The sequence below is a fragment of the Saccharicrinis aurantiacus genome (genome assembly GCF_947489045.1).
Taxonomy (GTDB): Bacteria; Bacteroidota; Bacteroidia; order Bacteroidales; family Marinilabiliaceae; genus Saccharicrinis; species Saccharicrinis aurantiacus.
This window is the reverse complement of record NZ_CANLCN010000020.1, coordinates 15,546-36,734: the sequence shown is the minus strand read 5'-3', so window position 1 is coordinate 36,734 and position 21,189 is coordinate 15,546. Positions and strand designations below refer to the sequence as shown.

General features: G+C 35.4%; 13 protein-coding genes. 6 read left to right on the top strand and 7 right to left on the bottom strand.

Translation table 11 applies throughout. The features are described 5' to 3' along the window. The first annotated feature begins 99 nt into the window (after positions 1–99). Positions 100–837, top strand: coding sequence for a DUF6261 family protein (locus QMO11_RS18265; RefSeq protein ID WP_282039029.1), 738 nt, complete (start codon positions 100–102; stop codon positions 835–837). Positions 838–952: 115 nt separating this feature from the next. Here QMO11_RS18265 and QMO11_RS18260 read toward each other — a convergent pair whose 3' ends face one another. Both QMO11_RS18260 and QMO11_RS18255 read right to left on the bottom strand, forming a co-directional pair. After that, on the bottom strand, positions 953–2,833 hold the full coding sequence (locus tag QMO11_RS18260) for a tetratricopeptide repeat-containing sensor histidine kinase (RefSeq protein WP_282039028.1): 1,881 nt from the start codon (positions 2,831–2,833) through the stop codon (positions 953–955). A gap of 11 nt (positions 2,834–2,844) precedes the next feature. Continuing rightward, positions 2,845–3,183, bottom strand: a complete 339-nt coding sequence (locus tag QMO11_RS18255) for a hypothetical protein (RefSeq protein ID WP_282039026.1) — start codon at positions 3,181–3,183, stop codon at positions 2,845–2,847. Positions 3,184–3,543: 360 nt separating this feature from the next. Here QMO11_RS18255 and QMO11_RS18250 point away from each other — a divergent pair, with 360 nt between their 5' ends. Further along, positions 3,544–4,968 (top strand): RapZ C-terminal domain-containing protein, encoded by a 1,425-nt coding sequence (locus QMO11_RS18250; protein WP_282039024.1) that lies wholly within the window; start codon positions 3,544–3,546, stop codon positions 4,966–4,968. Positions 4,969–5,315: 347 nt separating this feature from the next. On the opposite strand, the gene QMO11_RS18245 is transcribed toward QMO11_RS18250, so the two are convergent. Further along, entirely contained in the window at positions 5,316–6,872 is a 1,557-nt protein-coding gene (locus QMO11_RS18245) for an AbgT family transporter (protein WP_075602304.1), read from the bottom strand. 408 nt (positions 6,873–7,280) lie between these two features. Between QMO11_RS18245 and QMO11_RS18240 the strand changes: the two genes are divergently transcribed. Continuing rightward, positions 7,281–8,432 carry an MBL fold metallo-hydrolase gene (locus tag QMO11_RS18240; protein ID WP_282039023.1) on the top strand — a complete coding sequence of 384 codons (1,152 nt, stop codon included), beginning with the start codon at positions 7,281–7,283 and terminating at the stop codon, positions 8,430–8,432. A gap of 142 nt (positions 8,433–8,574) precedes the next feature. On the opposite strand, the gene QMO11_RS18235 is transcribed toward QMO11_RS18240, so the two are convergent. The 3 genes from QMO11_RS18235 to QMO11_RS18225 all read right to left on the bottom strand — a co-directional run bounded on the left by QMO11_RS18235 (position 8,575) and on the right by QMO11_RS18225 (position 13,650). Next, positions 8,575–9,540, bottom strand: a complete 966-nt coding sequence (locus QMO11_RS18235) for a DUF4249 domain-containing protein (RefSeq protein ID WP_282039022.1) — start codon at positions 9,538–9,540, stop codon at positions 8,575–8,577. Between the two features lie 3 nt (positions 9,541–9,543). Beyond that, entirely contained in the window at positions 9,544–11,892 is a 2,349-nt protein-coding gene (locus tag QMO11_RS18230; protein ID WP_282039020.1) for a TonB-dependent receptor, read from the bottom strand. Positions 11,893–12,129: 237 nt separating this feature from the next. Then, positions 12,130–13,650 (bottom strand): peptide MFS transporter, encoded by a 1,521-nt coding sequence (locus QMO11_RS18225; RefSeq protein ID WP_282039019.1) that lies wholly within the window; start codon positions 13,648–13,650, stop codon positions 12,130–12,132. A 228-nt stretch (positions 13,651–13,878) separates the two neighbouring features. Here QMO11_RS18225 and QMO11_RS18220 point away from each other — a divergent pair, with 228 nt between their 5' ends. The 3 genes from QMO11_RS18220 (at position 13,879) to QMO11_RS18210 (ending at position 18,054) form a co-directional block, all read left to right on the top strand. Further along, positions 13,879–15,387, top strand: a complete 1,509-nt coding sequence (locus QMO11_RS18220) for an NAD(P)H-hydrate dehydratase (protein WP_282039017.1) — start codon at positions 13,879–13,881, stop codon at positions 15,385–15,387. Positions 15,388–15,408: 21 nt separating this feature from the next. Next, positions 15,409–16,518: a DUF4831 family protein gene (locus QMO11_RS18215; RefSeq protein WP_075602298.1), complete on the top strand. Its 1,110-nt coding sequence runs from the start codon at positions 15,409–15,411 to the stop codon at positions 16,516–16,518. Positions 16,519–16,593: 75 nt separating this feature from the next. Next, positions 16,594–18,054 carry an aminoacyl-histidine dipeptidase gene (locus tag QMO11_RS18210; protein ID WP_282039015.1) on the top strand — a complete coding sequence of 487 codons (1,461 nt, stop codon included), beginning with the start codon at positions 16,594–16,596 and terminating at the stop codon, positions 18,052–18,054. 74 nt (positions 18,055–18,128) lie between these two features. Here the strand turns inward: QMO11_RS18210 and QMO11_RS18205 are convergent, their stop codons facing one another. Further along, positions 18,129–20,945, bottom strand: a complete 2,817-nt coding sequence (locus tag QMO11_RS18205) for a triple tyrosine motif-containing protein (RefSeq protein WP_282039013.1) — start codon at positions 20,943–20,945, stop codon at positions 18,129–18,131. Positions 20,946–21,189 lie beyond the last annotated feature (244 nt).

The window sequence follows — 21,189 nt, the reverse complement described above, 5'->3', positions numbered from 1 at the left end:
AACCATAACACCAACACTGAGGTATTGATACTTATTATTGAATAGTCGCCCATAAAATATTCTATTAACCGTACCTATTGGTACATAAAACAATTTAACATGAAAATTAAAAGTATTGAATTGCGTAAACTTAGAAATGCCGAAAGCCTAGAATTTAACTTGATGACCTTGGGTATCATAAAACAGAGTAACACCGAGTCTATTGAACTTCCGTTTGCTACCCAAATACTTAAACAGGAAGAGCGCTTACAGGTTTTTAGTAACTCGTATAAGCTTTCGAACCGTAGCGAGTATACCGCTATTATACGGGCATACGATGCTGGCAGAGATGATGCCATAAAGGGTTTAAAGGCTAATTTATTGCCATTTAGCAGGTATCATGCCGACTCAACAGTACGCAAAAAAGCAAGCTTGTTGCTTTATATAATTGATAAATATGGGAGTTCTATACACGCTAAGCCCGATGCTGAGGAAACTGCCATAGTGAGCAACCTTATTGATGAGCTACTCAATACGCCTGAATATGTTGATATATTAAATGAATTTAACATGATGTTTTGGGTGGATGCCTTAAAGGAAAATAATACAGCCTTTAAAGTGAATTATATTGATAGAGCCATGGAAGCTGCCGATAAACCAATGGTTGCCCTTGCTGATCAGCGTAAAGAGTTAGAGGCCGCCACCAAAGAGATTTTTGATATATTGGAGGTTTTTGCTCTGATGCAAAAAGGTATATACAATGATATGATATTGAGCATTAATGCCCTTATTGATAAGCATACCAAAAGCAAATCGGACAATAAAAGTGAGGTTGTTGAAGAAGGTGTTGCTGAATAGTATTTTGAAAACTACTGGCTCTGTGCATACTAAAAACTTTAACCGCTTTTTTGTATGCATAGTGCTTAGGGGTTTTAATAGCCCCTATTATACATTACAACTAGCGAACCTACCTTTAAACCATAGGCAAATGCAAAATAAACGTAGCACCTTTTCCTAACCTACTTTCCACATCAATGCTACCATTATGCGAATTAATAAAGCTACAAACCAACTGCATCCCTAAACCAAGTCCTTTTTCGTTATTGGTGCCGTAGGTACTTAAAATTTCACCGCTTTTAAGTCGCAATTTAAAAGCATCCTCATCTAAACCAACACCAGAATCAGCCACCTTAATAATAACACTATTGTTTTCGCGGTAAGTACTCACACAAACAAAGCCTCCCTTTGGGGTAAATTTAATGGCATTGCTAATAAGGTTTCGAAGCGTCATGGCAAAATAGGCCTTATCTACAAAAAGCTCAATATCGGCAGCTATATTTGATTGTATTTGAATATCTTTTGCCAAAGCAATGGAGTTCAGGTGATGCAATTCTTCTTTAAAAACTTGTATAACCTTAATTTGCTGTCGTTCTATTTTTATGTTTTGCATTTGAACCATACCCCACTGTAGTAGGTTATCAAGCAAATGCATAACACTGCTCGATGAACGCTCTAGTTCTTGCACCAATTTGGGTAATTGTTCAATTTCATTGGTATTAATATAATAATTAAGTAATTCAGCATAGCTATTAAAGGTAGCAATGGGGCTGCGTAAATCGTGCGAGAGTATTGAGAAGAACTTATTTTTGGTATCGTTTGATTTTAATAAGGCATTACGTTGCTCCTCAAGTAATAATTTATCGCGATTACGCTGCTTACGATTTTTGTATAAGTAAAATATATGAATGCCTAATAAAACAAGTATTATAAGTAACGCCACAAGCAACAATTGGTGCTTGCTCTTTTTATTTTGTAAGTCATCTACTTCTTTCTGTTTTTGTGCCACCTCGTATTTAGTGCGTAAGTTGGCAATTTCGCGTATGGTATCTTCGTTCACTAGGCTATCGCGATAGATTACATAGTTATAATGATGATGGTAAGCTTCTTTATAATTTTGGGTGCTACTATATATACTCGACAAACACAAACTGGCATCGCGTATTTGTTCTTTTAATCCGTACTCGTTAGCCAAGCGCAAACTCTTCTGAGCCAAGTGTTCTGCTTTTTTCAAATCACCATCGGCAATGGCCAAGCGTGCTAGGCCTTCTAAATAGGCAGACACCGCGTAATTATCTCCCGTAGGTTCTAATATGGCAATGGCTTTGTGTAAATTAATTTTGGCACTATCTGGTTTATTGAGGTCTATGTAAACTAGACCAATATTTCCTTTGGTGTAGGCAGTTCCTCTTATGTAATTAATAGAAGTTAATATGCCATCTGCTTTTTTTAATTCAACAAGTGCTTTCTTTGGTTTATGCCATTCCCTATAAAGTTCACCAAGATTACATATTGCTGCTGCGGACCTTAAAGAATCAAGTTCCAATAATTCATCAATCGCAACTAAATAAACTTCTTCCGATTTAGCAAAATCATTATTTTTTTTATAAACACCAGCCTTTCGGAATAAACAATCTGCAACACCTTCTCTAAATTCAACCGCTTCATGCTTATTTTGTGCCTTATCTAAGGTTAATAATGCATGCACATTATTCCCTTGTAATTGATATGCCCTTGCCAATAATACTAAAGCTCCACCTTCCAACCTACTATCATTAAAATGATGTGCTAAATAACAAGCTTTATTAGCATAAAAAATCTTGGTAACTACTTCATTTGAATTAAAAGATATTTCAGTATAGCGATGGTACAATGATCTCCAAGATATTGTTGCAGAGTCCTTATCGCATAAAAAAATTAAACTATCAATTTTGGTTTTTGAGCTAACAGAAAAACAATGAAATACTATCAACGAAATTATCCATATCTTTAGAAACTTAATCAAATAGTATTTCATTATTTAAATCATTAAGTAGCTGGCGGTACATCTAGATCTGGATCCACATGAACTGGAGTTCCATCCTCATAGACAAAATCAATATTGTACGATTCTACACCTACAGCATCATCAGCAACCGTAGCAGTCCATTCGGTACTACTTTTGGCTGCAGGTCCCTCACTAAAAACAGATATACTGCCTTCTTTTTTAGAAATACCTGTGATTTCTTTTATGGAACTTTCATTAGCTAGTTTCCATACAATTTGATCGCCATCCTTAGCTTTGGTTGTTAGGTCATTTTTACCCATATCGCCCTCATTGTCGGCTAGGTAAAGATTAATTGTGCCGTCTTCTTTAACAGCCTTCATAAAAATATTAATGATCACAATTTTATATAATTATTTTAGGTTATTTATAATAATACTCAAATATTTGCATATAGTTTTTTCATTTACACCAAGTGCTAATTAGTTTACGCTAATTACATTAATAACCATATAAACAACTATATACTAATGCATACTATACAATCTGCTAATCAAACACAAAGAAGTAATAAGTGTTTATAAACAATGCACTAAAAAGTGGAACCAAGTTTATTTTCACCGCAACTATATAAAGAAGCACTAGAAAACAGTACCTACAATATCAAATAGTGCAAGCTTTTTTTGCGGATCTATATACTAGATTCTATCTTCGCTTTTTTAAGCGGAATAAAAAACAAGTATATGCAATTAGATAAGCAACAACTCCTAATGGAACTATTTACCCAATGGTCGGGGCAAGAAGTGGAAAGCATTAGCACCCTACCCCCATCGGGTTCGTACCGCGAGTACATCCGCATAAGCGGAAGTAGCAAAAGTGCTTTGGGTGTTTACAATGCCGACACCAAAGAGAATGATGCTTATCTGGGTTTTACCGATCACTTTATAGAACAAGGCTTGCGCGTGCCCAAGGTTTATACGCGTATGAATGCTGAAAACATCTATTTAATAGAGGATTTAGGCACCATTACCCTTTTCGATTATCTGCAAAAAACACGTATTGAAGAGGTTTTTCCTGATGAGTTGATTGAGGTATATCAAAAAACGGTTCGCGAGTTGGTGCAATTTCAACTGAAGGGTGGCAAGGGCTTAAATTACGATTTATGCTATCCCCGTAAGGCTTTTGATAGACAATCGATGCACTGGGATTTATCCTATTTTAAATATTACTTTTTAAAGCTTGCGCAGATATCTTTTGATGAACAAAAGCTTGAGGACGATTTTAATACGCTAATGGATTACCTATTATCAGCAGAACAAGATTTCTTTTTGTATCGCGATTTCCAAAGCAGAAACATTATGCTTAAGGATGGCGAACCTTGGTTTATCGATTTCCAAGGCGGACGCAAAGGTGCACTGCAATACGATTTAGCCTCGCTACTTTACGATGGCAAAGCCGATTTACCCAACGATGTGCGCGAGGGTTTACTACAAACCTATCTTACCGAACTAAAAAAATACCACAAGGTTGATGAAACTGAGTTTAGCCACTTGTTTTATGCGCATGTATACATTCGTATTATGCAAGCAATGGGTGCCTATGGTTTTAGAGGTTTTTACGAGAAAAAAGAGCATTTTTTGAAGAGTATACCGTATGCCTTAAAAAACATCACTAAACTATTACAAAACAACCCGCTTCCTTTAGAAATACCTGAGCTTACAAAAGTGTTACGCTCACTAACGCAAAACGAAAAACTAAAGCAAATTAATTCCCTAACGGTAACTATCAATAGTTTCTCGTATAAAAGAGGTATTCCGTTTGATATGAGCGGTAATGGCGGAGGTTTTGTTTTTGATTGTAGAGCCATCCATAACCCTGGTAGATATGAAGCTTATAAACAGATTACAGGTAAAGATCAGCCTGTAATAGACTTCTTTGAAAAAGAACCCGAAATGCACGAATTTTTAGATGGCGTGTATAGCATGGTATCTAAATCGGTTGAAAAATATATTTCGCGTGGTTTTAAACATTTGATGGTCAATTTTGGTTGTACAGGTGGACAGCATCGCTCGGTATATTCTGCCGAAAATTTAGCAAAATACCTTAAGGAGAAATATGCTGTGAGTATTAAATTAAAACACGTTGAACAAGAAATTAAGAAAGGGTAACTTTAAGTTTACAAGTTTTCAGGCAGAAGAGAGATGTGAAACTTTAAATTAAATGCCTATTGATTGATAAGTTATGGGTAATAAGAAGTGCAAAGAAAAGGGCTTGAAGAAAAAATGTGAAGAGCTTCCGAAACCAAAGAAATACATGTGCAAAAAATGCGATGCTACTTCAAATAAAGAGGGAAGGTTGTGTAAACCTAAAAAGAATAAGTTAAACGATTAGATTTTTAGACTTTAGATAATAGACTATTACAAAACACTAAAAAGGCTGTATGATAAGTATAATACACTTACCATACAGCCTCTTTTTTTTATTATTGAGAGAACATTCTATAATTCTACACAAACTATCCTCCGTAATGCAAAGGTGCTCCTGGGCCAATTGGTAAGCCTAAAACCATCCAAATGGCTAGCATAATACTCCATCCTATAAAGAAAACAATTGAATAAGGGAGCATAATGGAAATAACGGTTCCGATACCTGCTTTTTTATCGTACTGATTAATAAATGCAACAATTAGGGCAAAGTAACTCAGCATGGGGGATATAATATTGGTTACCGAATCGCCAATACGATATACCAATTGTGTAAACTCAGGTGAGTAACCCAATATCATAAACATAGGAATAAACACAGGCGCCATTATGGCCCATTTAGCCGAAGCAGATCCCATGATGATGTTAATTAAGGCGGCTATTAATATAAAGCCTATCATAAGTGGTATGCCGGTTAATTTAATGCTTTGTAAAAACTCGGCCCCCGATATGGCTGAAATCAAACCAATATTTGTCCACTTAAAATATTCTACAAACTGAGCTGCAAAGAACACCAAAACAATATACGAACCTAGGGTTTCCATTGATTTACCCATCCCCTTCATTACATCCGCATCGCTTTTAATGGTTTTGGCTCCTACCCCATAAGCAATACCCGCAACAGCAGCCACAACAAATATTATAGTTACAATACCTTTTAGGAAGGGCGATTTTAAAATACTGCCTGTTCCTGCTTCTCTTAAAAACCCACTAAAAGCAATAAAACTATCCTCAGGTAATAATCCCCATACCATTACAAGCACCATAATCAGCGTGGCAATGGTAGCATAAAAAAGTCCTTTCTTTTCTGCGGCATTGAGCGGATGAATATCTTCAGCTTCGGCATCACCTGTATACAATCCTAGTTTAGGAATTACAATTTTTTCGGTGACCAATGTTCCTAATCCAGAAATTAAGAAGGTAGATACAAACATAAAGTAGTAGTTACTAGCCGCACTAACCGTATAAGTTTCATTCATAATTTGTGCTGCTTCTTGCGAAAGCCCAGCCAAGAGTGGATCAACAGTACCCAAAAGTAAGTTGGCACTATATCCTCCAGATACTCCAGCAAAAGCCGCTGCTAATCCTGCTAAAGGATGGCGCCCTGCAGCTAAAAATATTACTGCAGCCAAAGGCACTAATAACACATATCCTACTTCGCTAGCTGTATTTGAAATAACCCCTGCAAAAACTACTACAAAAGTTAATATTTTAGCAGGCGATTTCAATACTACCAAGCGTAACATGGTTCCTATAAGCCCTGAGCTTTCAGCTATGCCAATACCTAATAAGGCCACCAATACGGTACCCAGAGGTGCAAAACCTGTAAAATTAGTTACCGTTCTAGTTAATATTAAATCTAAACCTTCCTTAGAAAGTAAGTTCACCACCTTTATGGTTTCTTTCGTACCCGGATGAATTACCTGCGGATCAAACAAACTCATTACAAAGCTAAGTACTAAAATAGTAGCCGATAAAATGGCAAATAAGGTTGCAGGATGTGGTAAAGCATTTCCTGCTCGCTCAACTATATTTAAGAATTTATTAATCATTCCGCCATTTTCGGCCTTGGTTTCTTTTACAGACATATGTTGTGTTTTTCTTAATATTCAGGTATACTTACCTAGTAAGTTTTTGTTATGCTGTTTGCGAAAATAAGAGAAAAAAACGGTTTCTCTAAACTGTATAAAATCATGTCGCACCTGTAAATGAGATGGATGCTGAATACGGGGCAATACAAATAGTAAAATAATGCACTAGGTTTCATTATCCTTAACTAATAAAGAAGCAGTTTAGTGGTAAATAAGTCTTTTCGTAAATCAATTTGAACATTACAGAGCTCAATATCCTTATTCCAGTATAATAATACCTAAAGCATATAATATTTTATAATAGTTTTATGCAGTTTTTATAGATACAGATAGTATTTATGATTTTAACATTGCATTTTATTGAAGTCAACCCTCTCCATAAAAAAGCAATAGAAATATATTCAAATGAAAAAGGCAATGATGATTATTCTTATAATAATAGTGAGTTTTGCAGCGGCTACTTACCTATTTATGCAGCAAAAAAAGTTTGGAAAGCTTCCGAGTGGCGAACGCTTAGAGCGCATTAAAGCATCTCCCAACTATCGAGATGGTGAGTTTAAAAATCTAAGTCATACGCCTAGTTTAGCCGAAGGGCACAGCATATGGGGCGTTCTTAAAGAGGCCATCTTCTCTGATAAATCAAAAAGAAAACCTTCTGATATAATACCCTCTGAGAAAATTGACTTGCACAATTTGAGTCCTGAAGAGAATATTTTGGTTTGGTTTGGCCACTCCTCATATTTCTTACAAGTAGATGGCAAAAAAATATTAATTGACCCTGTGCTTAGTGGTGCTGCATCTCCAATTCCGATAACTACAAAAGCATTTGAAGGTACTGATGTATATGCCTATAGCGACATTCCTGAAATTGATTATTTGTTTATTACCCACGACCATTGGGATCACCTAGATTATGAAACAATTATGGCCCTGAAACCAAAACTTAAGCAAATTGTATGCGGATTAGGAGTTGGTTCTCATTTTGATAGATGGGGATTTAAAAAGGAAGCCATTATTGAAACGGATTGGAATGATAAAACCACACTCGATAAGGGGTTTGTGGTTCATACTACCCCTACCCGTCATTTTTCAGGACGAGGATTCAAGCGCAACCAAAGTTTATGGGTAGCCTTTGTTTTTCAGAGCCCTAGTTCACAGCTCTTTTTTGGCGGCGATGGTGGTTATGATACGCACTTACTTAAAATAGGAAAACAGTTTGGTTCTTTTGATTTAGCACTTATGGAGAATGGCCAATATAACGAGGCATGGAAGTATATTCACATGATGCCTAACGAAGTACTACAAGCTGCCAAAGACCTAAATACAAAGGCCATTTTACCCGGACACTCAGGAAAATTTAGTTTAGCCAACCACGATTGGGATACCCCATTATCAGAAATTACAAAATTACATAAGGATACAACGTTTCATATTATTACTCCCCTCATTGGTGAAAAGGTACCTATAAGCAATTCTGACAAAACGTATACTTTTTGGTGGAATGGAGAAAAAAGCGAAGATGAACCAAAAGTAGAGCTTGTAAACAATAAAAATTAGTATATTAACAAGCAGAATTACTTTTTAGCATTATTGGTTTATAAATAACAAAAAATCCCACTGAAAATGTTTCTGTGGGATTTTGATTTTTCATAAGCTTTCCCAGTTGAGTATCTAGAAAATTAAAGAGCTCAGGATACTACTATTCCGAAAGAATATTAGAACTTACGGTGCCTAATATACCAGCTCCTCCCTCTACATTAGAGTAAATCTGAACAGGTTCTGAGAATGGACTATCTCCGTAATAGTTAGATGCAGTAACTGTTACAAAATTCTTATACAAGCCCTCGCTTATGTGCTGTACATCTACTTTTATTTCATCTAAATACCATTTCTTTTCTTCTTCATTTTCAAACCATATAGTAGGATTATCTACTTCGAATTGGAGCACATAAGATTCACCATCAAATAAAATGTCATCAAATACAGTATACTCGTTATACGGATTATCTTCAAAATCATTCTCTGTAACCACTTTATTGCCATTCAATACCGGATCTTTTGAATTAACATACATCGTATAGTTTCCTTGCTGCATACTAATAGAGCTCTCCTCACTTTCGTAATCATAATCATAACTCACCGAAGGACCATAAACCCTTAGTCGGTAAAAATCATTTCCCTTAAGGTCATTAATCTGCACTCTAAATTTTAATACCTCGCCGCTACCCCCATAATAATAGTTATTCGAGCTTGATAAGCCCTCTTCCATAGATAGTATTTTGGCATCAACAGGAGTTAAAATAGCCTCTGAAGCTTCGATGCTGGCATATTTATTATGACTGCACTTTATGGCATAATTACTCCCAACCTCGCTTCTAATTCCAGCCTCAGAAAAATAATCTCCAAAATAATTCTTCTTCAGCGTTTCAACGAATTCTCCATCTTTATAAAGATTGACTTCAGCATCATCTATGCTTTGAATTTCTCCCGATTCTAATAAGGTATTACTGCGCGTTATCCTACACTCAATTAATGAGTCTGCAGTTAGTATTGAATTTAATACCATAAAATTAGTGAGCTCCTCCCCATTGTATGCAATGTCTTTTTCGCAGGATAGGATAAAAAACAAAACTATAGGACTCATTATATATTTTATATACTTCATAGCTTAAAAATTATAAGTGTAAGAAACTGAAGGTAGTATTGGAAATAGAGATACCTGCTTCAAAGATTTAGTAGCTCCATTACCATAGCCGTCATCAACATATAAATAGAAAGGATTTTGCCTGTTGTATAAATTATAGACACTGATGTTCCAGGTTCTTAAACCGCGCTTTTTCTTTTTATGAAAATTACAACCAATATCTAACCTATGATAATTAGGCATTCTATAATTATTACGCTCCTTAAAATATGGCACGGTATTATTGTAGTAATAAGCATCTTGTGCAGGTATATAGTCAACCTGATGTGTTGGTAATGTGATGGCATTACCTGTACCAAATACCCACGTTGCCCCAAAGTCGAATTTATCCGATACTTTGTAGCTATACACTACACTTACATCGTGCGTTCTGTCGTACCTAGCAGGAAACCATTGTCCATCATTCAGGTTTTCAAATAAACGCTCCGATCGCGACCAGGTATAACCAATCCAACCCGTACTACTTCCTTGTTCCTTCTTCAATAAAAACTCAACACCATAAGCTTTTCCATCTCCTGTTTCTACTTTATCCTCCCACCCTGTTGATGAACCAAAAAACGAGGCTCCCTCTTTATATTCAATTAGGTTTTGCATTTCCTTATAAAAGCCCTCAGTGGAAAATGTGTATCCTGAAAATATATTATAGACTACACCTGCTGCCACTTGATGTGATATTTGAGGTTTCACCTTATCGGTTACAGGCAACCATAAATCGGTTGGCAAACCAATTGTAGAATTACTTAACAAATGTAGATATTGTTGCATTTTTGAATAAGCTACCTTAAAGGTTAATTTATTACCTGCTAAATAGCGCATACTCAAACGAGGTTCAAAAGAAGAATAAAAACTATTGTTTACGCTAAACATAGAATAGTGCAAACCTACATTGGCTTTTAGTTTATCGGTTAAAATAATATCATCCTCAATAAAAGTATTGATCTCTTGTGCATTGGTAGCATCTCCGCCAGTGGTTTGATCAATATTATCCGACTCACCACTAGCCTTAAAAACCTCAACCCCTGGTGTAAAAGTGTGGTATATATAGTTTAAGCCAAACTTTATATTATTGGTATAATTAGGATACCAATCAAACTCTATTTTAGCACTCATATCGTCAATCCCTGATTTGTATTTGTAAAATACATCTTCGGTTTTTACATCGTACTCATAGGTTTGCGATTGACTTTGTACATTAAAATTATACTCACTATAAGTAAGCGTAGTATTACTAAATAACTTGTTGTTAAAAACATGATTCCACCTTAAAGCGGTAGTTACATTACCCCAATACAGCTTACTTTCATCCTTATATCTATAGCCACTGTAATCGTAATCATAACTATCATCCCATGTACTACTGGCCTTATCCCTGCCCGCATATGCACTCAAATACAAACGGTCTTTTTCTGAGAATTTATGATTCACCTTTGCATTTAAATCGTAAAAGTAATAGCCCGCAACGCCATCTTCTTGATTCATAAAAGGGCGCATTAAAGCATCAACGTATGTACGCCTAGCCGATACATGAAAAGCTGTTTTATCTTTTTTGATGGGCCCTTCTAAGTGAAATTTAGAAGAAACTAAGCCCACTTGAACGCCTCCATGGAATTCCTTTTCATTTCCTTCTTTCATTCTAATATCAACAACCGAAGAAAGGCGACCGCCAAAACGTGCTGGAAAACCCGCTTTGTAAAGCGATACATTTTTAATAGCATCAGGATTAAATACGGAGAAAAAACCAAACAAATGATTGGCATTGTAAACGGGCACACCATCGAGTAAAATAAGGTTTTGATCAGGACCACCACCGCGTACATATAAACCCGATGTAGATTCTGAGCCCGATTGCACTCCAGGAAGCAGCTGCAAGGCCTTCATCACATCAGCCTCTCCCATAAAAGCAGGCATCGATTTTACCATTTCCATAGTAAGCACTTCTTTACTCATCTGGGAATCCTCGAGCTTATTGGTAACTGCACCACCTACTACGGTTACCTCATCAATAGATTTGGTATAATCTAGTGCCATATTTAGCACCTGATCTTCCTTTAAATTAATTTCTACGATTTTGCTCTCAAAGCCGACATAGGAATACACAATTTTATAATCTCCTTCGGGTAAGGATAAACTATAAAAACCGTATACATTACTCACTGCACCTTTATAGGTGTTGGGATCGTAAATATTGGCGTTAATGAGTTTTTCTCCACTTCCGGCATCAATAATATATCCTGATATGGTGAAGTTTTTAGTTTGAGAGAAAGCATACGTTCCCATAAGTAGGAAGAGTATGCTCAACAAGTTTGTTTTCATTTAAGTTTAGGTATTTATTAGGTATTAATACTGCCAATCACAAGATTAACAGGTGAAATAACGCACAAACATAAGTATTATTATAAATATATGATGTATTTTTTCACTTTACTAATACACACCGAATCTTACATATGCAGCCTACCGCTTTAAAATGCTAGTTTAATACAAGATGATAAGGCACAAAAAAGCCCAATGAAAATAATTCCATTGGGCTTACTATATTTTAAAAAGGTTCTAGTTGATACCTTTCATCATTTTACTCAACCAAGGAGAAAGAATAAATAAAAGAACAGATGCAACACCTGTAATTACGGCTACAAACCAAAATACATTTACTGGCTGACCTATTGAAGCTTCAACTGATGCAGAAAACTTCTCCATTTGTGATGCACCCATGTTACCTGCTGCAAAAGAGAACATCCAAACACCCATTAGTGTAGAAACTAATTTTGGTGGAGCTAATTTTGTTACCATAGATAATCCAATTGGTGAAATACAAAGCTCACCCATAGTAAAGATTAAATATACAGCTGTTAACCATAATGGAGATACTAACTGCATCGACTCACCTCCATTAGAAATCCCATCAGCAACGGCCATAACAGCAGCACCAACAGCTAATAACAACATTCCCCATCCAAACTTAAATGGCGTTTTTGGATTTAGTTTTAACTTATCTAGTTTTAACCAAAGTATAGAAAACACAGGAGCTAATAATACAATAAAAATAGCGTTGATAGCTTGAAACCATGAGGCAGGAATTTCAAAACTCCCAATCATACGGTTAGTATTGTCAGCTGCAAAAAGGTTAAATGTTGTACCGGCTTGCTCAAAACCTACCCAGAAAAAGATATTAAAGAAAGCTAGTATTAATATAACTGCAACTCTAGCCCATTGCTCTTTACTTTCAACTCCACGAACAATTGAAATAGTAAGATAAATTCCACCAATTGCACCAACTACCTTTGGTATTGCACTTTGAGCACCTTCGCTTAAAGCGTTCCATCCTTGCATGAAACCAATAACACCAAATACTAATACTGCGGTGTAAATACCAACTTTCGTCCAATCAACAGCGTTTAATTTAGTTCTTGATTCATCAGCTTTAGGAGGTAAACCAATACGACCTAAAGTTTTTTCAGAACGAACTAAAAACCAAACTACACCAATTAACATACCTAAACCAGAAGCTAAATATCCATACTCCCAGCTAATTTGCTCGCCTAAATACCCAGCTACAAACGGCGATAAAAATGCACCTAAGTTAATACCCATATAAAAGATAGTAAAACCACCATCTTTGCGCGGGTCATTATTATCGTATAGGTCTCCAACCATAGTTGAAATATTAGGCTTGAAAAATCCATTACCTAAAATAAGAACACCTAAACCTGCATAAAACCAAAATTGACGCGTTTCCATGGCATCGCCACCTATTGCAGCAGCTGATAGCATAAACTGTCCAACAGCCATGGTTAATCCACCAATGTAGATGGTCATTCTCTGGCCTAATACTTTATCGGCTAATACTCCACCTAAAAGAGGGGTTACATAAACCAAACCAGTAAAAATACCGTAAATGGTAAAGGCAGCTTCTCTATCTAATCCAAAACCTCCTGTTGCTAATTCAGCTGTTAAAAACAGTACTAAAAGAGCACGCATACCATAATAGCTAAATCGCTCCCACATCTCTGTGGCAAAAAGTGTAGACAATCCCATTGGGTGTCCAAAAAATCCTTTATCCTGATTACTCATTTTATAGAAATTATATATTTTGTAATGTTTAATATTTGTATAAGCGCGGCAAAAATAGACAAATTACCCTAGTTAAAAAGTGTTTTTTCTCATATAAACCTGAGTTATACACATAAACTTAAAATATTAAGTAATGATATTTGTATCTTCCGATTGATATAAATAAGGCCTCATAGGTATTATACCATATAATATGGCATGTAAACATCAAACAAAATCATAGAGAGTATGAAGATTCTTCCTCCACTTCAAATTAAAGCTTTAGATGCATTTACCATTAAAAATGAACCCATCAGTTCAATTGATTTAATGGAAAGAGCAGCCTCCAATGCTGCAGATTACCTACTGCATTACTACCCTAATAAACCTTTTTATATTTTTTGTGGTAATGGAAATAATGGTGGCGATGGCTTTGCTATTGCCCGACTACTCTCCAATGCCTTACAATCGGTTCATTGCTACTTAATAGACTTGGGTAAATCTTTAAGTGAAGATGCCAGTATAAACCTTGAGCGCTTTAAAGCACTTGCCCCCGATAAAATAAAGTTAATTTCTAAAAGTGCTCAACTTGATAATATCCCCGACGATGGAATTATAATTGATGCGCTATTTGGCACTGGTTTAAACCGACCTATTGAAGGACCAATTGCTGAAATAATTACACAACTAAATATGCTAAACAGAACTGTTATTTCCATCGATATTCCATCGGGATTAATGGCAGAAAACAGTCCTCATCCCAAGCATTCGATAATTAAAGCCACTGAAACCTTAAGCTTTCAAATGCCTAAATTAAGTTTCTTATTTCCTGAATGCGATTGTTACGTTGGAAACTGGAGTTTATTAAATATTGGACTCTCCAATTCGGGCATAGCCTCTAGTAAAACCACCAATTACTTTGTGGATGAAGAAATCCCTAAAGTAATATTGAAAAAAAGAAGTCGCTTTGCCCACAAAGGTACTTTTGGTCATGCCCTATTAATTGCAGGAAGTTACGGGAAAATGGGCGCTGCCGTGTTATCAGGCAAGGCCTGTTTAAAATCTGGCCTTGGTTTATTAACTTGTCATATTCCGCATTGGGGTTATCAAATAATGCAAACTAGCGTGCCCGAGGCCATGGTAAATATCGATAGGTCGGAAATGTATTTTACGCAATTCCCTACTCTCGACACCTATGCAGCCATAGGCATTGGCCCTGGTTTAAATACTAAACCTAACAGTGCAAAAGCCTTTGAGCAGCTCTTAATAAATAACCAAAAGCCCATGTTAATAGATGCCGATGCTTTAAACCTATTGGCAGAAAATAATGCGTTATTAAAACATCTTGGCTCACATACGGTTTTAACTCCGCACCCGGGAGAATTTAAACGCTTAGTTGGTGAATGGGAAAATGATACTGAAAAATTAGAGAAGCTTACATTGTTTAGTAAACAACATAAGTGCACCACCATTTTAAAGGGTGCCTATACCATTACCTGCCTTGCTGATGGTACATGTTATTTTAACAGTACTGGAAATCCGGGCATGGCAAGTGCCGGAAGTGGTGATGTGCTAAGCGGAATAATTTTATCTTTACTCGCACAAGGATATTCATGTAAGGATGCATCAATATTAGGTGTATATTTGCATGGCTTGTCTGCCGACATAGCCCTAAATACCGAATCGCAAGAATCGCTTATTGCTAGTGATATAATAAATCATTTAGCAGCAGCGTTTAAAGAGATAAACAACAAATAATATTATACCAAAAACAGTAAAATGCACAAGTACATTAAAACCTTATTTATCGGAGCTTCCGTTGCGTTTTTTGTGAGTTGCTCAGTACCGCAAGAAGTCGTATCAAAAGTTAACATTACGTCAACTAATTCTATTGATGATGCAACCAGTCAGTCATTAAGCTACACCTTACCAAAATCAATTATTCAGGTAGATATTGTAACTGAAAAAGTGATTCAAAAAGCGGGTCCTTTTTACAGATATTCACAACGTTTTTTAAACTTGAACAATGTAATTACCCAGGATAATGAAGAGTGGCACATCAAAAGTGTTAAGGTTTATACCAAAGGTATTGCTGATGAAAACAAAAGGTATAGTATAACTACTGAAGGGAACTCTTCTGCAGATCATATTAACCTAACAAAGGATGGTGTGTTGAGAGGATTTAATAACCCTGCAGAACCAAAAACTACAGCTCCATGCAAGAAACAAGAAGAAATTCCTCATTTAGAGGATATCACCTTTAATGAAGTTGAGCTTACCGAGGATATTTTATTAAAAACCTCCTCAACGGCAATGGCTCAAGAAACTGCCAATATGATTTATAATATCAGAGCCAATCGCTTCGATATTTTATCAGGAAATATTGATAATACTCCAGCTGATGGTATTGCCTATCAGCAAGTATTAAATAGGTTTGATCAAATGGAGAAAGACTTTGTTTCTATGTTTGCAGGTAAAACCATTAAAGCATCAAAAACTCAGTCTTTTAGTTTTGCACCTTCGCAAGAAGGAGGAAATGCTGTTTTGTGCCGATTCTCAAAAAGCAATGGTATTGTAGATGCTATGGACTTAAGTGGTACGCCAATCTATATTAAAATAGATAGAGCTGATTTTAAAAAACTTGAAAACAATAAGGTAGTTGATCCAAAAAAAGAAGATGTAGTACTTCGCAACGGTATTTATTACTGTTTACCAGGATCTGCCAATGTTAAAATTGTTGATAAAAACATTGAGCTATTGAGCCAAGATCTTAAAATTGCTCAATACGGACAAGTAGTTTCTATGCCATCAAGCATACTAGAGAAAGAAGGTACTGTGGTTAAGATTTGCCCAACTACAGGTGCGCTAATTCAAATTTCGGATAAGTAATCATCAAAATAAATAGGCATAAACCTCACCCAATGGTTTGTGCCTCACTATTTATAAATAGCAAAAACACAATAAATGGAAAATACTATCGCCCAATTAGAACCTAAAGGTTTATGGGAAAGCTTTTATGCCTTAACTCAAATTCCCCGACCAAGTAAAAAAGAGCAAAAAGCAGCAGACTTTATAGTTGCTTTCGGACAAAAACTAGGTTTAGAAACCATTGTTGATAAAGTTGGAAATATAATTATCAAAAAGCCTGCTACTACAGGTATGGAGAATGCTAAAACTGTTGTGATGCAGGGCCATATTGATATGGTTCCTCAAAAAAACAGCGACAAGGTACATAACTTTGAAACCGACCCTATTGAAACGTTTATTAAAGATGGATGGGTTAAAGCCAATGGCACAACCTTAGGAGCTGATAATGGTATTGGTGTAGCTGCAGCAATGGCTGTTTTGCAAGCTACCGATTTAGAGCACGGCCCGATTGAAGCCTTAATTACCATTGATGAAGAAACTGGTATGACAGGAGCTTTTGGTTTAGAGCCTGGCTTATTGGATGCTGATATTTTATTAAACCTCGACTCGGAAGATGAAGGTGAATTATATGTAGGCTGTGCTGGTGGTTCAAATGCCAATGCAACTTTTAAATACACCGAAGTTGAGGCTGATACTAATTCTGTTGCTTTTAACATTTCCCTTACGGGCTTAAAAGGAGGCCACTCTGGTATGGATATTATCCTAGGCCGTGGAAATGCTAACAAATTAATGTTCCGCTTATTGAAGGAGGTTATTGTTTGTTATGGCGCACGCTTATCATCTATTAATGGAGGTAGCTTACGCAATGCCATTCCGCGCGAAGCCTTTGCAACTGTTACTGTACCTGCTAACAATGTAATTGAGTTTGTTGAAACCGTTGAGGAATTTGAAAAAATATTTCAAACAGAATTAACTGTTACAGAACCAAACTTATCGTTGGTAACTGAAAAGTGCGATCTACCTGCTTTTGTTATGGATGAAATGGCACAAGACGATTTAGTGAACGGAATACAGGCTTGCCCCAATGGTGTTATCAGAATGAGTGATAGCATGCCAGGCCTTGTTGAAACTTCATTAAACTTAGCTATTGTAAAATCTGAGAATGGCGTTACCAAAGTAATGTGCCTTATTAGAGGCTCGGTAGATTCAGCTAAAGATGATGTGGAATCAACATTAGAAAGTGTATTCAGATTAGCGGGTGCCGATATTGAATTTAGCGGTCAGTATCCAGGTTGGAAACCAAACCCTGATTCAGCAATACTCAATACTATGAAGGAAGTGTACTTTAAGCTTCACGGAGAAACGCCTGAAATTAAAGGCATCCATGCTGGTTTAGAGTGCGGAATTTTAGGAGCAGCTTATCCTAATTGGGATATGATTTCTTTTGGTCCTACAATTCGTTTTCCTCACTCACCTGACGAGAAAGTAAATATTGACTCAGTTGAAAAGTTTTGGGAATATCTAGTAGAAACCCTCAAGAATATTCCAAACAAATAAACTTCGGTTTTATATAATACAGCAAAGGGCATCTCTATTAAGGTGCCCTTTGTTATTTTAGTGCGTAGGTTATATCAATTAAAGTTTTGAATGTATTCTTTAAGCTTAACATCCTTCTGCAAATCCATCTTTTTCTTTAAGCGGTAAATTTTTAAGTCCACACTTCGAATAGTAATTTTAAATATTGGTGCCAATTCTTTTGAAGAAAGATTAACCTTCAGGTAAGCACACAATTTAAGATCTTCAGGTGTTAACTTTGGATGTTTTTCTTTTAATCTTTTAAAGAAATTCTGATGCGCCTCAGAAAAGGCAGCTTCAAACACCAACCAATCTTTAGTTTCGTCAATATTGGTTTTTATCATACGAGTAAGGTTATCAATATGACGTGCATTCACATATCGCTGCTCCTTTTTTATCCCTTGTAGTACGTCCTTAATATTATCAATAACCTCCTTCTTTTTAGTATTTTGTAGTAATAGGTTAGTTAGTTTATCTGTTTTATTGGTAACCTCATACTGCAACTCCTTAACTGTAGTATTTAACTCTTCTTTAGTATTTAATAATAACTGCTCATTCCTAATCTTGCGTTGTTTCAACCTTTGTTTTAAAAGTTTCTTACGTGCAATTGATTTCGTAAATACTTGAGTAAGCCATAATATCAAAACCAAGGTAATAAGGTACAATGTATAAGCAATTGTCGATCTGTAAAAAGGAGGTTGAACTACAAATTTATAAGTGCTGACTTGTGTATTTCCTACCTCTTTTACATTAAAAGTATACTCACCTTCTCTTAAGTTCTGAAATTTTACCCAATTTCTATTTTTTATAGTACGCCACTCTGTATGATAACCCTCTAAATAGAATTCGTATTTTGATTTAGTCTGATAATTTAATCCTGAGAATGTAATATTAATAGTATTAAAGTCATAAGGCACAAGCTGTGTACTATCTACATCGTATTGCTCACCGCGTCTATCATTACTAAAATATATATTGGTTATAATGGGTTTATTATTCCTTACAGGATGCTGCAAAAGGCTATCAATATTAGCATACACTAAACCATCGGTCAAACAAATAACATAGGATCTGTCTGCTATCTTTCTTATATTTTCGTATTTAAAAATTAGGTTGCTTTCAATTCTTCCCAAGTCATATTGAATATCTACATAATTGTTTTCTTTTGAGTTAAACAGTCGCAACTCTGTATCTTTTAATATAAAACTATAATCATCAATCGATTCTGACACGTAATTAATTCCTTGTAATTCTTTTGGAGCAATCTGAAGGTATTCATCTTCATAATAGAATGAAGTATCGTTAGTAACCAATAAGTTTTTATTCCCAATTTTAAATGCACGTATCCAATTAGAATTTGAAAATGTCGCATGCTTACTAATATCTTTTATTTGTGCACTCTGTGCTTCATGATTGGGGTACACGTGATAGGCCTCTTTATACTGTGTTGTTACAATTAAAGATCCATCTTCATTTTCTATTACATCACGCGTAGGTCCATCTATGTTAGTAATCGTATAAAACAGGTTCCAATTATTATTTTCTTTTTTATATACTGCTACTCCATAGTAAGAACTCTGGTAAATAATATTAGTATTCAGTTTACTTTGTACAAATTGATATCCACCAGCAATGTGGGATAACTGCTTAAGTTTTTCACCATCTATAAGTAAAGTTGACGTGTTGTGCCCCAAAAAAAGTTTATCATCGATATGGTACATACTCCATACCTGGCCCTGAGTTCCATCTACCAATTCTAACTTAAATTCGTATGGGAAAGTATGATCTACCTTACTTCTATAGACGCCCTGATTAGTGCATAAATAAAAATAGCCATTGTATTCTATCACATCGTAATTAATGCCCAGGCCAGCACTTCTATTTTCAAGGTAACGAAATGGATTTTCTAAATTCACTAAAGAAATTCCATTTTCAGTGCCTATCCATAAGTTTTGATCGTTTTGCCTATGCAGGCTATGAATTCGATTGTTTGGTAATCCATTACTCTGATTTACAATATATTTTATCTTCCCGGTAATATCCGCAACAATAACGCCTCCATTAAGAGTTCCAAAAACATAAGTATCTGCATTTAATTTAAGAATACGGTTGATTTTGTATTTTTTAAGCATGGAATTTAATTTCCCATTCAGAGGTGTTAGTTTGCTGTTATCTAAAATAAACAAACCATTGTCTAAAGTTCCAATCAAATACTTATCAGCATTTAGTTTAGATATGTAATTAACCATATAATCTTTCAATAAAGTATCCTGTACTAAGCGATTGCTGTTTCCATATGGTTTAATGGCATAAAGTGGCCCGTAATTAATTTGATAGTAAATTTCGTCATCAATTAAATAGGAGTAACTAGTATTACCCTCCGTTAAACGCTCAATCCCAATTCGCCCCTTTTTATCCAGATAAAAGAATCTATTAAATGATTGAAAAACAATCTCGTTATTATACTTATATATCTTCCAAATATCAGATTGTATATTTGATAAGGAATGAAATTGTGACAGATTCTCTCGCTCTAAGAAGTATCCCATTAGGCCACTTCCTCCAACATAAATAGTATCACCCGAGCAGTAAACCGATCTTAAAACATTATCTGTTTTATAGAGGCTCCAATTTTCACCATCATATTTTAGTAAACCTAAAGAGTTGGCAAAATATACTAAACCACTCTCGGAACTACTAACACTCCAATTCTGATTCTCAGCTTTATAGTCTTGCTTGGTAAAAGTCCTTAGAGATGGTGTAACCACAACTGATTTCGAGTCCTCATTTACACTTGCAGCATTTGTATTTTGAATAAATAAAAGGCAGGTAATCAATATGAATATTGAATCCTTTATATATGGTTGAATCATATTTTATAGTTATTTCTTACAGCTTTAACGTTATATATAGCTGTATTGTTTATTCAATTTCCCTGCCAAAAATCATGATGTACATTCATATATCTTAAGTATTTAAAAACTTTATTTAAATCTTATTTACAAATGCACGAAAATCTGGTTTACAGGCAATTAAAAACCTAACAGTGTCTATGATGTACTTTTGATGTATGTCTAAATCATGTAAAATTAGCCTTTATCAGAATATTTGTTTCGT